Annotated in this window: 14 protein-coding genes; 7 read left to right on the top strand and 7 right to left on the bottom strand. The window is 59.5% G+C overall.

Annotated elements, in window-relative coordinates:
• Positions 1–8: 8 nt before the first annotated feature.
• On the bottom strand, positions 9–1,529 hold the full coding sequence (locus C1Y43_RS17690) for an aldehyde dehydrogenase family protein (RefSeq protein WP_104189108.1): 1,521 nt from the start codon (positions 1,527–1,529) through the stop codon (positions 9–11).
• A 262-nt stretch (positions 1,530–1,791) separates the two neighbouring features.
• Here C1Y43_RS17690 and C1Y43_RS17695 point away from each other — a divergent pair, with 262 nt between their 5' ends.
• Positions 1,792–3,558 carry a sigma-54-dependent Fis family transcriptional regulator gene (locus C1Y43_RS17695; RefSeq protein ID WP_104189110.1) on the top strand — a complete coding sequence of 589 codons (1,767 nt, stop codon included), beginning with the start codon at positions 1,792–1,794 and terminating at the stop codon, positions 3,556–3,558.
• On the opposite strand, the gene C1Y43_RS17700 is transcribed toward C1Y43_RS17695, so the two are convergent.
• A complete protein-coding gene (locus tag C1Y43_RS17700) occupies positions 3,555–4,046 on the bottom strand; it encodes a YajQ family cyclic di-GMP-binding protein (protein ID WP_021507173.1) in 492 nt (163 codons plus the stop codon). The two genes, C1Y43_RS17695 and C1Y43_RS17700, sit on opposite strands and share 4 nt — an antisense overlap.
• A 127-nt stretch (positions 4,047–4,173) precedes the next feature.
• Here C1Y43_RS17700 and panE point away from each other — a divergent pair, with 127 nt between their 5' ends.
• Together panE and yajL are read left to right on the top strand one after the other, a co-directional pair.
• A complete protein-coding gene (gene panE / locus C1Y43_RS17705) occupies positions 4,174–5,094 on the top strand; it encodes a 2-dehydropantoate 2-reductase (RefSeq protein ID WP_058757963.1) in 921 nt (306 codons plus the stop codon).
• On the top strand, positions 5,048–5,659 hold the full coding sequence (yajL, locus tag C1Y43_RS17710; protein ID WP_058781215.1) for a protein deglycase YajL: 612 nt from the start codon (positions 5,048–5,050) through the stop codon (positions 5,657–5,659). The genes panE and yajL overlap by 47 nt, the downstream gene beginning before the upstream one ends.
• Before the next feature lie 141 nt (positions 5,660–5,800).
• Here yajL and thiI read toward each other — a convergent pair whose 3' ends face one another.
• Positions 5,801–7,249: a tRNA uracil 4-sulfurtransferase ThiI gene (thiI, locus tag C1Y43_RS17715; protein WP_104189112.1), complete on the bottom strand. Its 1,449-nt coding sequence runs from the start codon at positions 7,247–7,249 to the stop codon at positions 5,801–5,803.
• Between the two features lie 234 nt (positions 7,250–7,483).
• On the opposite strand from thiI, the gene xseB reads away from it, so the two are divergent.
• The 4 genes from xseB to C1Y43_RS17735 all read left to right on the top strand — a co-directional run bounded on the left by xseB (position 7,484) and on the right by C1Y43_RS17735 (position 11,552).
• Positions 7,484–7,726, top strand: coding sequence for an exodeoxyribonuclease VII small subunit (gene xseB / locus C1Y43_RS17720; RefSeq protein WP_058757966.1), 243 nt, complete (start codon positions 7,484–7,486; stop codon positions 7,724–7,726).
• On the top strand, positions 7,726–8,625 hold the full coding sequence (gene ispA / locus C1Y43_RS17725; RefSeq protein ID WP_021507168.1) for a (2E,6E)-farnesyl diphosphate synthase: 900 nt from the start codon (positions 7,726–7,728) through the stop codon (positions 8,623–8,625). The genes xseB and ispA overlap by 1 nt, the downstream gene beginning before the upstream one ends.
• Positions 8,626–8,644: 19 nt before the next feature.
• Complete coding sequence (gene dxs, locus C1Y43_RS17730) at positions 8,645–10,510, top strand: 1-deoxy-D-xylulose-5-phosphate synthase (protein WP_021507167.1); 1,866 nt, start codon at positions 8,645–8,647, stop codon at positions 10,508–10,510.
• 67 nt (positions 10,511–10,577) lie between these two features.
• The gene (locus C1Y43_RS17735) at positions 10,578–11,552 is read left to right on the top strand and encodes an aldo/keto reductase (protein WP_021507166.1); all 975 of its coding nucleotides are present in this window, start codon (positions 10,578–10,580) and stop codon (positions 11,550–11,552) included.
• A gap of 126 nt (positions 11,553–11,678) precedes the next feature.
• Here C1Y43_RS17735 and pgpA read toward each other — a convergent pair whose 3' ends face one another.
• Genes pgpA through ribE form a run of 4 tightly spaced genes read right to left on the bottom strand, consistent with a single transcriptional unit; the run spans position 11,679 to position 14,090 of the window.
• The gene (gene pgpA, locus C1Y43_RS17740; protein ID WP_021507165.1) at positions 11,679–12,170 is read right to left on the bottom strand and encodes a phosphatidylglycerophosphatase A; all 492 of its coding nucleotides are present in this window, start codon (positions 12,168–12,170) and stop codon (positions 11,679–11,681) included.
• Positions 12,157–13,134 (bottom strand): thiamine-phosphate kinase, encoded by a 978-nt coding sequence (gene thiL, locus C1Y43_RS17745; protein ID WP_021507164.1) that lies wholly within the window; start codon positions 13,132–13,134, stop codon positions 12,157–12,159. Before thiL ends, pgpA begins: the two co-directional genes overlap by 14 nt.
• Before the next feature lie 46 nt (positions 13,135–13,180).
• Positions 13,181–13,600, bottom strand: a complete 420-nt coding sequence (gene nusB, locus C1Y43_RS17750; RefSeq protein WP_031279648.1) for a transcription antitermination factor NusB — start codon at positions 13,598–13,600, stop codon at positions 13,181–13,183.
• A 19-nt stretch (positions 13,601–13,619) separates the two neighbouring features.
• Positions 13,620–14,090, bottom strand: a complete 471-nt coding sequence (gene ribE / locus C1Y43_RS17755; RefSeq protein WP_058769383.1) for a 6,7-dimethyl-8-ribityllumazine synthase — start codon at positions 14,088–14,090, stop codon at positions 13,620–13,622.
• Positions 14,091–14,143: the final 53 nt, after the last annotated feature.

Here is a 14,143-nt window from a genome sequence, read left to right on the forward strand (position 1 = left end):
ATGCAGACTCAGAACAGCCCCAGTGGCGCTGTGCCATAGCTGACCAGCAGATTTTTGGTTTGCTGATAGGCGCTGAGCGCCATTTTGTGGGTCTCACGCCCGACGCCCGACTGCTTGTAGCCACCGAATGCCGCATGGGCGGGATAGATGTGATAGCAGTTGGTCCAGACGCGACCGGCTTTAATGCCGCGGCCCATGCGATACGCCAGATTGGTATCGCGCGTCCACACGCCCGCGCCCAGGCCAAACTGGGTTTCATTGGCGATCGCGAGCGCCTCTGCCTCATCGTGGAATGTGGTGACGCCAATCACTGGCCCAAAAATCTCCTCCTGGAAACAGCGCATCTGGTTGCTGCCCTTGATCAGGGTGGGCTGGATATAGAATCCGTTATCCAGCTCCGCGGCGATATGCGCACGCTCGCCCCCTGTCAGAATCTGACCGCCTTCTTCACGGGCGATGTTGATATAGGACAGGATTTTGTCGAATTGCTGGCGGGAAGCCTGAGCACCGATCATGGTGTCGGTATCGAGCGGATCGCCACGGCGAATGGTGGCAACCTTCGCCAGCACCCGCTCCATGAAGGGCTGGTAGATCGATTCATGAATCAACGCGCGCGATGGACAGGTACAAACTTCGCCCTGATTAAAGAAGCCCAGCACCAGCCCCTCGACCGCTTTCTCGATGAACGCCTCTTCGCCCGACATCACATCCGCGAAGTAGATGTTAGGTGATTTGCCGCCCAGCTCGACGGTGCAGGGAATGATGTTCTCCGCCGCACAGGCCATGATATGCCGCCCGACCGGCGTGGATCCGGTAAAGGCAATTTTAGCGATGCGCTTGCTGGTGGCCAGCGCTTCGCCGGCTTCGCGGCCAAAGCCCTGCACCACATTCAGTACGCCCGGTGGGAACAGATCGCCAATCAGCTCCATCAGCAGCGTAATACCAAGCGGCGTCTGCTCAGCCGGTTTCAGCACCACGCAGTTACCGGCGGCCAGCGCCGGTGCCAGCTTCCACGCCGCCATGAGCAGCGGGAAATTCCACGGGATGATCTGTCCGACTACGCCCAGCGGCTCGTGGAAGTGATAGGCCACCGTGGTTTCGTCGATCTCGGCGGTGCTGCCCTCCTGCGCGCGCAGGCAGCCGGCAAAGTAGCGAAAATGGTCGACCGCCAGCGGCAGATCGGCGTTGAGCGTCTCGCGAATCGGTTTGCCGTTATCCCAGCTCTCCGCTACCGCCAGCTTCTCGAGACTGGCTTCCATGCGATCGGCCACCTGCAGCAGCAGGTTGGCGCGCTGCTGTACGCTGGTTTTGCCCCACGCATCGGCGGCCTGATGCGCGGCATCCAGCGCCAGATCAATGTCGCGCGCGTCGGAGCGCGGGAACTGAGCGATATCGCTGCCGTCTACCGGCGAGGTGTTCATAAAGTACTGGCCGCTCAGCGGCTCGGTGAAGTTGCCGGCGATATAGTTGCCGTAGGTCGCCTGGAAAGAGACCAGCGCGCCGGACGTGCCGGGATGTGCATAACGCATCGCAAACTCCTTATTATCAGGTCAGAGGGTCTGAACAGGCAGCGCAACTGCCTGTGTTGGTGATTGCAGCACGCGTGCCAGTTTTTTCTCATCAGGCGCAAAAGCAATAAATGCATTATTTATCAATCAAATAAAATCATGCCCGGCCAGCAAACCTGTCAGCCCTCTAGGACAAACGCGGTATCTGTGTTGCGTATCGCAACAGTGCGGAAACCCTAACGCTACAATGTTGCAACACTTACACGCCGTTCTGAGGTCACTCATGCAGGGAAATTCAGCCGCGTCTGCCGTGCACGCTAACCCGCTGTTAAGCGACTCCTGGTTCCGCAGCCAGCTGTATGGATTAGAGCGCAGCGCCGACGATTTCCCGCGCGTGCGTCAGGGCGAGCTGGCCGATGTGCTGGCCAGCAACGCCGGGCTGCAGCAGTTTGCGCAGCCGGTCATCCGCCAGCTGGCGCAGCAGATGGCGGAGACGCAGTCGGTGGTGATCCTGTCCGATGCCAGCGGGCTGGTGCTGAACACCTTTGGCGATATGCAGGCGCTGGAGAAAGCCCAGCGCTTTGCCCTGGCACCCGGTAATCTGTGGAGTGAATGCGGACGCGGCACCAATGCGATTGGCACCGCGCTGGCGATTGATGACGGCTGTGAAATTGATGGTCAGCAGCATTTCCTGACGCGCAACCAGGGTCTGTACTGCGCCGCAATGCCGTTGCAGATGCCCAACGGCCAGATAGCCGGCGTGCTGGATATCTCGGGTCCGGCACACTTTCCGCATCCGCATACCCTGAACCGGGTGAAAGCAGCGGCAAAGCAGATCGAGTACCTGTGGGTGAAGCAGAGCCTGCATCCGCAGCAGTGGCTGCTCAGTCTGCATCCGCAGCCGCAGGGCATCGACACCAGTGATGAACTGCTGCTGGTATTCTCTGACAATGTGCTGACCGCAGCCAACCGGCTGGCGATGCGCGAACTGGCTCTCAGCGCCGACCGCTTTGCCAGCCTGACGTTTCAGCAGCTGTTTCCGCAACTGCAGCAGCAGGCCAACAGCGTTCCCGCCGCGGTCGACATTGGCACGCAGCGCTACTGGTTCCGCCTGCGCGCGCCGCAGCGCAGCCACGTCAGCGTGCCGGACAGTCGCACGCATGACCTGCCGCGCGTGCTGGGAGCTGACGGCGCAAAAATGCTGCGCTTGCTGGATGCCGGCGTTTCGCTGTGCATTTATGGTGAAACCGGCAGCGGCAAGGAGTATGTCAGCCGCGCGCTGCACCAGCAAAGCCGCTGGCGCACGGGCAAGTTTGTCGCCATCAACTGTGCCGCCATCCCCGAAGCACTGATTGAATCCGAACTGTTTGGCTACCAGTCCGGCGCATTTACCGGCGCCAGTAAAAATGGCTACATCGGCAAAATTCGCGAAGCAGATGGCGGCGTGCTGTTTCTGGATGAAATCGGTGATATGCCGCTGACGCTGCAGACCCGTTTGCTGCGCGTGCTGCAGGAAAAAGAGGTGGCGCCACTCGGCTCCAGTCGCAGCTGGCCGGTGAATTTTGCCGTGATTTGCGCCACGCATCGCGATCTGGCCCAGCGCGTGGCCGCTGGCGAATTTCGTGAGGATTTGCTCTATCGTCTGCAGGAGTTCGCCCTGACCCTTCCGCCACTGCGCGCCTGGCCGAACGTCGCCGGGTTTATCCGCGATTTATGGCAGGAGCTGGGGGCCGCGCAGCGTGGCGTACAGCTGTCTCCGGCGCTGCTGACAGCGCTGGCGCAGCAGTCATGGCCGGGCAATGTGCGCCAGCTACGCAGTCTGCTGCGCGTGCTGCTGGCGCTCGCCGATGAGGGCGAAACGCTGACGGAAAGTCACCTGCCGGCAGAGTATCGCCGCCCGCCGGCACCGCCGCTGCGCGAACGCCACGATGAACAGCTGATCAGTGAAACGCTGCTGCGCTATGACGGCAATATCAGTAAAGCGGCGCAGGCGCTGGGGGTCGCGCGCAGCACGCTGTATCGTCGTGCGGCACGCGACAGAGGGGATTAATCGCGGAAGTTTTTGAACTGGAACGGCTGACCCAGGTTGCCACCGCGCACCAGCGCCATCGCACCCTGCAGATCGTCGCGGGATTTACCGGTGACGCGCAGCTCTTCACCCTGAATCTGTGTCTGCACTTTCAGTTTGCTGTCTTTGATCAGCTTAACGATTTTCTTCGCGACATCGCTTTCGATGCCTTTTTTCAGCTTCGCTTCAACGCTCCAGCTTTTACCGCTGTGCACAATCTCTTCCGGTACTTCAATCGCTGCGCCTTCAATGCCGCGCTTCAGCAGCTTTTCACGCAGAATATCCACCAGCTGCTTCACCTGAAAATCCGATTCGCTGGTGACTTTGATGGTCTCATTCTTTTCGTTGAGCTCAAAGCTGGCGCTCACGTTGCGGAAATCGAAACGGGTTGAGATCTCACGGTTGGCATTCTCCACCGCATTACGCACTTCCGGCAGTTCGACTTCGGAAACGATATCGAAAGATGGCATCTTTTCTTCTCCTGATACTAAAGTGACATGCATAATACGCGTCTTGTCGCGCTAATAAAACACGCGACGCGGAAAGCTATAATTAAGGGTGTGACACCCATTCACCCACCCGCCAGCGGGAGGCATAATGAAAATTACCGTGTTGGGTTGCGGCGCCCTGGGGCAAATCTGGCTCGCGGCCCTTGCACGCCAGGGACATGACGTTCAGGGCTGGCTGCGCGTACCGCAGCCGTACTGTTCGGTCAACGTGGTCGATCCGCAGGGCCACGTCAGCAATCACACCTTCATCGCTAACGATCCGCTGTTTCTGGCTGAAAGCCAGCTGCTACTGGTGACCCTGAAAGCGCCACAGGTTTCCCCTGCGGTGAAAAACCTGCAAAGCGTGCTACCGCGCCACGCGCCGATCCTGCTGCTGCACAACGGCATGGGTACCATCGAAGAGCTCAAAGAAGTGCAGCAGCCGCTGCTGCGCGGCATCACCACGCACGCGGCGATGCGCGACGGCACGGTGATTAAGCATGTCGCGCAGGGCATCACCCACATCGGGCCTGCCAGCCGCGAAAGCGCGGCGCTGAGCGATATCGCCGATATTCTGCATCAGGCACTGCCGGACGTGGCGTGGCACGATAACATCGCGTCTGCCAGCTGGCGCAAGCTGGCAGTTAACTGCGTGATCAACACACTGACGGTTGAGCACGACTGCCAGAACGGTGCGCTGCGCGCCTGGCCGGAACAGATTAACCGGCTGTGCGAGGAGCTGGCCTGGGTGATGGAGCGCGAGGGCCAGCACATTGCGCTGGATAACCTGCGCGACATTATTTACGACGTCATCGACAGCACCGCCGCCAACGTCTCCTCGATGCTGCAGGATGTGCGTGCGCAGCGTCAGACTGAAATTGATTACATTACCGGCTACCTGCTGCGCCGCGCCCGTGCGCAGGGGATCGCGCTGCCGGAAAATACCCGCCTGTACGACCTGATTAAACGCAAGGAGTCCCAATATGAGCGCGAACGCATCAGTGCTGGTTTGCCTGGCCCATGGCAGTGAAGAGACCGAAGCGGTCACCACTATCGACCTGCTGGTCCGCGCCGGCCTGAAGGTGACCACCGCCAGCGTGGAGAGCGACGGCACGCGCGAGATTGTCTGCTCCCGCGGCGTACGCCTGCTGGCTGACGCACCGCTGGTTGAAGTGGCGGATAACGATTTTGCCGCCATCGTCCTGCCGGGCGGCCTCAAAGGCGCTGAAACCTTCCGCGACAGCCCGCTGCTGGTGGAGACGGTACGCCAGTGTCATCTGTCAGGCAAAATTGTCGCGGCGATCTGTGCCGCGCCGGGCACGGTACTGGTGCCGCATGACCTGTTTCCCGTGGGCAATATGACCGGTTTTCCCGGCCTGAAGCACACCATTCCGGAAGAAAAATGGATGGAGCGCCGCGTGGTGTGGGATCCGCGCGTTAATCTGCTGACCAGCCAGGGGCCGGGCACGGCGATCGATTTTGCCCTGAAGCTGATTGATCTGCTGGTGGATAAAGAGCAAGCGCGTGAAGTCGCGTCACAGCTGGTGCTGGCGGCAGGGATTTATAATTATCAGGAATTTGAAGAGCGCGCGTAAAAAAGGTCGCCATCAATGGCGACCCCACGAGATCAGCGCACAGTTTTATTCGTCGCGGTGATTACAGGGGGCGCATTCCTGCGCACCGGTTTTTGCCCGTACACCCGAAATCAGGCGCGCCAGGCTTAACTCCCGCCGCGGTTACGGACGGTACACCTTCACGTTCTTAAAGCCCTGCTCATGCAGATACAACGCCTGCAACCGGCTCATCACGCCGCGATCGCAGTACAGCAACCAGGTTCTGCTCTGATCGAGATCGCCGAACTGAGAGCTCAGCTTATAGAATGGCAGCGATTTCACTTCCACGCCGGTCAGCGCCAGCGGCTTGTCGTCCTGTTCATCAATCGAACGGATATCCAGCACCACATCGTTGCCGCTGAATGACGCCACGGTTTCCACTTCCACCACTTCTTCTTTCGTCTGCTCCGCGATTTCACGGATATCGACGTTGCTGGCTTCCTGCACCACGCGCTGCAGAATGTCGAAATCGAAGTTCTGCTCTTCGGCTTCGATCTTCGCCTTCACCGCTTTCACCGTGGGGCTTTTCGAAATCACGCCGCAGTACTCCGGCATGGTGCGGGCAAAGTCTTCGGTGCCGATCTGACGCGCAATATTGATGATGTGCTCTTTATCGTGCGAGATCAGCGGGCGCAGAATCAGCGTGTCGGACGCGTTATCAATCAAACGCAGGTTAGTCAGCGTCTGGCTGGAGACCTGGCCCAGCGCCTCACCGGTCACCAGCGCCTGCACGCCGTAACGCTCAGCCACCATTGACGCCGCACGCACCATCATGCGCTTCAGCACCACGCCCATCTGGCCGTCATCAACTTTTTCCAGAATCTCGCCCACCACCGGCTCAAAATTGATGGCGACAAAACGCACGCGATGTGAACGGCCAAAACGCTGCCACAGATAGTGCGCCACCTGACGCACGCCGATTTCATGCGCCGCGCCGCCGAGGTTAAAGAAGCAGTAGTGCACACGACAGCCGCGGCGCATCAGCATATAGCTGGAGACGCCGGAGTCAAAGCCGCCGGAAATCAGCGACAGCACATCTTCCTGGGTGCCGATCGGGAAGCCGCCCAGGCCTTCATAGCGGCCGGTAATCAGCAGCAGACGATCGTCTTCAATCTCCAGATTCACCGTCACATCCGGGTGATTCAGCTGCACGCGCGCGCTTTCAATGTGCTGATTGAGACCGCCGCCGACGTAGCGCTCCACATCCTGCGAGCTAAAGCTGTGCTTGCCGCGACGCTTTACGCGCACGCAGAAGCTCTTGCCTTCCAGCCGCTCGCGGTTGAGCGCCAGCGTCTGCTCGAAGATATCGTGCATGTCGGTATAGGCGCGGTCTTCGACCGCCAGCACATGGTGGATACCGGGAATGCGCGTCAGCTCTTCCGTGACGGTGGCACGCAGCGCTTCCTTCTTCGCGCGCACTTCGATGTGATCCCAGTGGCGCACCACGGCGATCTCTTCGTCGAGGGTGCGCAGGGTATTACGGATGTTACCGGTCAGAATTTTGATAAAGCGCAGGCGCACCGACTGACTTTTGATGGTGATTTCAGGGAAGAGCTTGATGATAAACTTCATGGCGACACAGCTTCGTTGGGCAAATAAGTGCTAAAATCATCAACACTTAGCTGGTAAAATCATATAATTGCGGGTTGGCATCAGCCACCGCATCCGAGGCGCGCAAGTATATCACCTTTGTCGGGTGACTGCTGTAAGCAACCTTCGCCGCATTGATTATTTTGCTAATCAATGCCCGTCGGCTACCATGACCGATTGCAACATAATGTCCCAACCTGTGAGTCGACACTGATTATGCCGAAAAAAGCCGAAGCGCCCGTGAGTTTTGAAAACGCACTGCAGCAGCTGGAACAGATTGTCAGCCGTCTGGAGAGTGGCGAACTGCCGCTGGAAGAGGCGCTGAATGAATTCGAGCGCGGCGTACAGCTGGCACGCAGCGGCCAGCAAACCCTGCAGGCGGCGGAACAGCGCGTGCAGATTCTGCTGAGCGACGACAAAGACGCCCCGCTCGCCCCTTTCACGCCGGAAAATGAGTAATGGATTTCGTGCAACTGCAGCGTGCCTACCATGAGCGCGTGAACCAGGCGTTGACGCGCTTAATAGATCCACTTCCTTTTCAGAGTTCTCCTCTGGTGAACGCCATGCAATATGGGGCACTATTGGGCGGTAAGCGCCTGCGCCCGTTTCTGGTGTATGCCACTGGCGAGATGCTGCGCGCCGAGGCGGCCAGCCTGGATGCCCCCGCCGCAGCGGTGGAGTGCATTCACGCTTACTCATTGATTCATGATGACCTGCCGGCGATGGACGACGATGCGTTACGTCGCGGGCAGCCAACCTGCCATATCAAATATGGCGAAGACACGGCGATTCTGGCCGGCGATGCCCTGCAAACCCTGGCGTTTACCATTCTTGCGGACCAGCCGATGCCCGGCGTAAGCCCGCAGGATCGCATTGCCATGATTTCCGAACTGGCGCAGGCCAGCGGCGTGGCCGGCATGTGCGGTGGCCAGGCGCTGGATTTAGCCGCCGAAGGCCAATCCGTGGACCTGAACCAGCTGGAGCAGATCCATCGCCACAAAACCGGCGCGCTGATCCGCGCCGCCGTGCGTCTCGGCGCCCTCACTGCGGGTGCAGCGGGCCGCGATGCGCTGCCGCAGCTGGATATCTACGCCAACGCCATCGGACTGGCGTTTCAGGTGCAGGATGACATCCTCGATGTGGTCGGCGATACCGCCGTTCTGGGCAAAACCCAGGGAGCCGATCAGGCGCTGGGGAAAAGCACTTACCCGGCGCTGCTGGGACTGGATAACGCGCGGGCCAAAGCGCAGGATCTCTATCGCGAAGCACTGGGCGCGCTGGAGGTGCTGGCGGCACAGTCGTATGACACGTCCGCTCTGCAGGCGCTGGCCAGCTTTATAATTGAACGCGATAAATAACTTATATAATGAGTCTCTGATGAGTTTTGATATTGCAAAATACCCGACACTGGCGTTAGCAGGCACGGTTCAGGAATTACGTTTACTGCCTAAAGAAAAACTTCCGGACCTGTGTGACGAGCTGCGTCAGTATCTGCTGGACAGCGTGAGCCGCTCGTCCGGCCACTTTGCTTCGGGTCTGGGCGTCGTCGAGCTGACCGTCGCGTTGCATTATGTGTACAACACCCCGTTTGACCATCTGGTGTGGGACGTCGGCCATCAGGCCTATCCGCACAAGATTCTGACCGGCCGCCGCGACCGTATCGGCACTATCCGCCAGAAAAATGGCCTGCACCCGTTCCCGTGGCGCGGCGAAAGCGAATATGACGTGCTGAGCGTGGGCCACTCGTCGACGTCCATCAGTGCCGGTCTCGGCATGGCCGTGGCCGCCGAACGCGAAGGCAAAGGTCGCCGTACCGCCTGTATCATTGGCGACGGCGCGATTACCGCGGGCATGGCGTTTGAAGCCATGAACCACGCCGGTGATATCAAGCCGGACATGCTGGTGATCCTCAACGACAACGAGATGTCGATCTCTGAGAACGTGGGTGCGCTGAACAATCGCCTGGCGCAGATTCTCTCGGGAAAAACCTATTCACGCCTGCGCGAAGGCGGCAAACGCGTGCTGGGCGGCCTGCCGCCGATCAAAGAGCTGGTGAAGCGCACTGAAGAGCACCTGAAAGGCATGGTGGTGCCGGGCACGCTGTTTGAGGAGCTGGGCTTTAACTATATCGGTCCGGTCGACGGTCACGATGTGCTGACGCTGGTCAGCACGCTGAAGAATATGCGCGATCTGAAAGGGCCGCAGTTCCTGCACATCATGACCAAAAAGGGCAAGGGCTACGCGCCGGCGGAAGAAGATCCGATTACCTGGCACGCGGTGCCAAAATTCGATCCGGCCAGCGGCTCGCTGCCGAAAAGCGCGCCGGGCCTGCCGAGCTACTCGAAAATTTTTGGTAACTGGCTGAGCGAGATGGCCGCCGACGATGCGCGGCTGATGGCGGTGACGCCGGCCATGCGCGAAGGCTCCGGCATGGTGAGCTACTCGCGTGATTATCCGCAGCAGTATTTTGACGTGGCGATCGCCGAGCAGCATGCGGTGACGTTCGCCGCGGGCATGGCCATCGGCGGTTATAAGCCGGTGGTGGCGATTTACTCCACCTTCCTGCAGCGCGCCTACGACCAGGTGATTCACGACGTGGCAATTCAGCAATTGCCGGTACTGTTTGCTATCGATCGCGGCGGTATCGTGGGTGCCGACGGCCAGACGCACCAGGGGGCGTTTGATATCGCCTATCTGCGCTGCGTGCCGGGCATGGTGATCATGACGCCAAGCGATGAAAACGAGTGCCGCCAGATGCTTTACACCGGCTACCACTATCAGGATGGCCCGAGCGCGGTGCGCTATCCGCGCGGCACCGGTACCGGCGCCACGCTGGAACCGCTGGCCAGCCTGCCGCTTGGCAAAGGGGTCATCCGGCGTCGCGGCGAGCAGCTGGCCATCCTCAACTTTGGTACTCTGCTGCCGGAAGCGCAGGCCGCCGCCGACGCGCTCAACGCCACGCTGGTCGACATGCGCTTTGTTAAGCCGCTGGATGAAGCCCTGATTAGCGAACTGGCGGCCAGCCACGACGCGCTGATTACGCTGGAAGAAGGCGCGATCAAAGGCGGTGCCGGCAGCGGCGTCAACGAATACGTGATGGCGAAACGCCTGCGCGTGCCGGTGCTTAACCTCGGCCTGCCGGATGAGTTCATTCCGCAGGGAACGCAGGAAGAAGTGCGTCAGGATTATCAGCTGGACGCCGCAGGCATCCAGCAGCAAATCGCCGCCTGGCTGGCGCAGTAACCGCCCTTCCCCGCTCCTGCTGCTATGCTTGAGGGTAAAACCCCACGCATAAGAGCAGGAGCCCTTCATGAAAACCGTTCGTTTAGGCCAGACCGATCTGCAGGTTTCACGTCTCTGTTTAGGCTGTATGACCTATGGCGATCCGCTGCGCGGTAATCACGCCTGGACGCTGCCGGAAGAGAGCAGCCGACCGCTGATTAAGCAGGCGCTGGACGCGGGCATCAACTTCTTCGACACCGCTAACAGCTACTCCGATGGCAGCAGTGAGGAGATCCTCGGCCGCGCGCTCAAAGATTATGCGCAGCGCGATCGGGTGGTGGTGGCGACCAAAGTCTACTTTCCGCTGAGCAACCTGTCGCAGGGGCTGTCGCGCACCAATATTCTGCAGTCGATTGATGACAGCCTGACGCGGCTTGGTATGGAGTATGTCGATCTGCTGCAGATTCATCGCTGGGATTACGCCACGCCGATTGAAGAGACGCTGGAAGCGCTCGATCAGGTAGTGCGGTCAGGCAAAGCGCGTTACATCGGGGCTTCCTCGATGCATGCCACCCAGTTTGCGCAGGCGCTGCAGTTACAGCAGCAGCATGGCTGGGCGCGTTTTGTCAGTATGCAGGATCAGTACAACCTGATTCAGCGCGAAGAAGAGAAGGAGATGCATCCGCTGTGCCAGCGCGAAGGCATCGCGGTGCTGCCGTGGAGCCCGCTGGCGCGCGGTAAGCTGACGCGTCCGTGGGGAGAAACCACTGCGCGTTCGGTGTCGGATAACGTAATGGAAAAACTCTATACCGGCACCGAAGAGAATGACGCGGCCATTGCGCAACGGCTGGCAACGGTGGCTGCGGACAAAGGCGTGACGCGCGCGCAGGTGGCGCTGGCGTGGCTGCTGCATAAGCCGGTGGTTACCGCGCCGATTATTGGTGCCTCGCGCGAGCAGCAGTTTGCCGAGCTGGTGAAAGCCGTCGACGTGGAGCTGAGTTCAACCGATATCGCCGAGCTGGAGAGCGTCTATCAACCGCATCCGGTGGTGGGATTCGAGTAACGGTCCAGTCAGGTCGCCTTCAGGGCGACCTGATGTCACAGGCAATGCATGCATGGCGACCTGCTGTGGGCTAGGCATTCCTGGCAACGCTTTCTGTAGGGTGCGCATTCATGCGCACCTGGCGCATTAAAGCACCAGCCCTAACCCATACAAAATCGCCGCTGAAATGACCCCGGCGATAATGTCATCGACCATAATGCCCATGCCGCCGTGCACGTTACGGTCGAACCAGCGAATCGGCCACGGCTTCCACATGTCGAAAATACGGAAAATCACAAAGCCGGCCAGCACCCATTGCCAGCTCATCGCCGGTATCGCCATCAGCGTAATCCACATGCCGATGAACTCATCCCACACGATGCTGCCATGGTCGTGCACGCCCATATCACGCGCGGTGCGGTGACACAGGTAGACACCCACGCTAATGCCAATCAGCACCAGCAGCGAATACAGCTGCAGCGGCAGCAGCGTCATCAGCCACCAGAAGGGAATGGCGGCAATTGAACCGGCGGTGCCGGGCATAATCGGGCTCAGGCCGCTGCCAAAACCGGTCGCCAGCAGGTGCCACGGATTGGCCATGCGCAGACGGCTTTTAGCCACATCTTTATTTAGCGTCAAAGTGATCAAATCCCTTGTGATGGAAACTGCGCGGCTTGCCGTTCTCCAGCAGCGTCAGCCCTTCTGCTTCCGGCGCGATCTGGCCGATGCAGGTATACGCCACGCCAAGATGGCCCAGCGCCACATCCAGTGCACCACGATTGACTTCCGGCACGGTAAAGCACAGCTCATAATCTTCACCCCCGCTCAGCGCCCAGCGCAGCACCTGCTCAGGCTCAAAGTGATCGCGCAACGCAGCCGACAGCGGCAGCGCATCCAGATTGATGCGGGCACCGACGCGGCTGGCGGTGAGAATGTGGCCGAGATCGGAGATCAGGCCATCGGACAGATCGATGGCTGATGTCGCCAGATTGCGCAGCGCCTGGCCCTGCAGCACACGCGGCATCGGGCGCAGATGGCGCTTGATCAGCACTTCATGCACCGCCGGATCGTTGAGGCGATGATGGTGCTGCAGCAGCGACAGACCAGCAGCGCTGTCGCCCAGCGTGCCGGTGACAAAAATCCAGTCACCCGGTTTGGCCCCGGCGCGCTTCAGCGCACGGCCGGCCGGCACCAGGCCATGAATGCCCAGCGTCAGGCTGAGCGGCCCGCGCGTGGTATCGCCGCCGATCAGCTGCATATCGTAATAATCCAGCAGCTCAAACAGGCTGTCGCTGAACGCCGCCAGCCACGGCTCATCCACTTCGGGCAGGGTTAACGCCAGCGTTAACCATGCCGGATCGGCGCCCATCGCCGCCAGGTCGCTCAGGTTAACCGCCAGCGCTTTGTAACCGAGATCGGCCGGATGGATATCACGTAAGAAATGCACGCCCGCCACCAGCGTATCGGTGCTGATGGCCAGCGTCTGTTTTTCCGGCACGTTAAGCAACGCGCAGTCGTCACCAATTCCCTTCTCCACATCGCGGCGGGAGCTGGTGACGCGGTTAAAATAACGTGCGATCAGTTCGAATTCACCACAGGACATAAGTCAGGTCTCAATGAAAAAAGGCCGGTGAGCCGGCCTTTTGCACTTATTTTTTGTTCGGTCGAATTTGCGGAGCGGCTTTATCCAGCACGCCGTTAACAAATTTATGGCTGTCTTCAGCACCAAACACTTTAGCCAGTTCGATACCTTCGTTGATCGCCACTTTGTACGGCACATCGTCACGCTTGCTCAGTTCATAGAGCGAAATGCGCAGGATGGCTTTTTCTACCTGGCCCAGCTCTTCCAGCTGGCGCGACAGGTAAGGCTTCATCAGGCCGTCCAGGAACGCGCTGTTGGTCGCCACACCGGCCAGCAGTTCGCGGAAATAGCTAATATCGACGTCTTTGACGTCTTGTTCCGCCAGAAACTGGTATTCCACATCGGCAATGTCGTTGTTAGACAACTGCCAGGAGTAAAGCGCCTGGACAGCGCACTCACGGGCGCGACGACGAGCAGCAGGTTTCACAAAATTCCCCTTACAAAAATCAGGCTTTGATGGCTTTCAATACGTTAATCATTTCAAGTGCGGTCAGGGCCGCTTCGGCGCCTTTGTTACCCGCTTTGGTGCCGGCGCGTTCAATCGCCTGCTCGATGTTCTCGGTGGTCAGGACGCCGAAGGTCACCGGAATTTCGCTGTTCATCGCTACGTGAGCGATGCCGGAGCTGGCTTCACCCGCCACGTATTCGAAGTGTGCGGTACCGCCACGGATCACCGTGCCCAGTGCAACGATCGCGTCGTGCTTGCCGGTTTTCGCCAGGGCGCGTGCCGCCAGCGGCAGCTCGTAAGCGCCCGGTACCCAGACCACGGTGATGTTTTCCGCTTTGACCTGGCCAATACGCTTCAGCGCGTCAACTGCACCGTCCAGCAGGCTGTCATTGATGAAATTGTTAAAACGCGCGATTACGATGGCAATCTTGGCATCAGGCGTGGCAACAGCAGCTTCGATAACTTTCATACATATCCTTTGGGTGTTTGTTTTATGGCCCCGCAGAAGGGGGCGGATTCTAT

The sequence above is a fragment of the Pantoea sp. ICBG 828 genome (assembly GCF_002928355.1).
Classification (GTDB): Bacteria; Pseudomonadota; Gammaproteobacteria; order Enterobacterales; family Enterobacteriaceae; genus Pantoea; species Pantoea dispersa.

Coding starts and splice junctions, on each gene's coding strand:
- panE (WP_058757963.1), top strand. CDS start 4,174: ATGAAAATTACCGTGTTGGGTTGCGGCGCCCTGGGGCAAATCTGGCTC.
- thiL (WP_021507164.1), bottom strand. CDS start 13,134: ATGTCCTGTGGTGAATTCGAACTGATCGCACGTTATTTTAACCGCGTC.
- C1Y43_RS17700 (WP_021507173.1), bottom strand. CDS start 4,046: ATGCCATCTTTCGATATCGTTTCCGAAGTCGAACTGCCGGAAGTGCGT.
- C1Y43_RS17695 (WP_104189110.1), top strand. CDS start 1,792: ATGCAGGGAAATTCAGCCGCGTCTGCCGTGCACGCTAACCCGCTGTTA.
- xseB (WP_058757966.1), top strand. CDS start 7,484: ATGCCGAAAAAAGCCGAAGCGCCCGTGAGTTTTGAAAACGCACTGCAG.
- dxs (WP_021507167.1), top strand. CDS start 8,645: ATGAGTTTTGATATTGCAAAATACCCGACACTGGCGTTAGCAGGCACG.
- thiI (WP_104189112.1), bottom strand. CDS start 7,249: ATGAAGTTTATCATCAAGCTCTTCCCTGAAATCACCATCAAAAGTCAG.
- C1Y43_RS17735 (WP_021507166.1), top strand. CDS start 10,578: ATGAAAACCGTTCGTTTAGGCCAGACCGATCTGCAGGTTTCACGTCTC.
- ribE (WP_058769383.1), bottom strand. CDS start 14,090: ATGAAAGTTATCGAAGCTGCTGTTGCCACGCCTGATGCCAAGATTGCC.
- yajL (WP_058781215.1), top strand. CDS start 5,048: ATGAGCGCGAACGCATCAGTGCTGGTTTGCCTGGCCCATGGCAGTGAA.
- C1Y43_RS17690 (WP_104189108.1), bottom strand. CDS start 1,529: ATGCGTTATGCACATCCCGGCACGTCCGGCGCGCTGGTCTCTTTCCAG.
- ispA (WP_021507168.1), top strand. CDS start 7,726: ATGGATTTCGTGCAACTGCAGCGTGCCTACCATGAGCGCGTGAACCAG.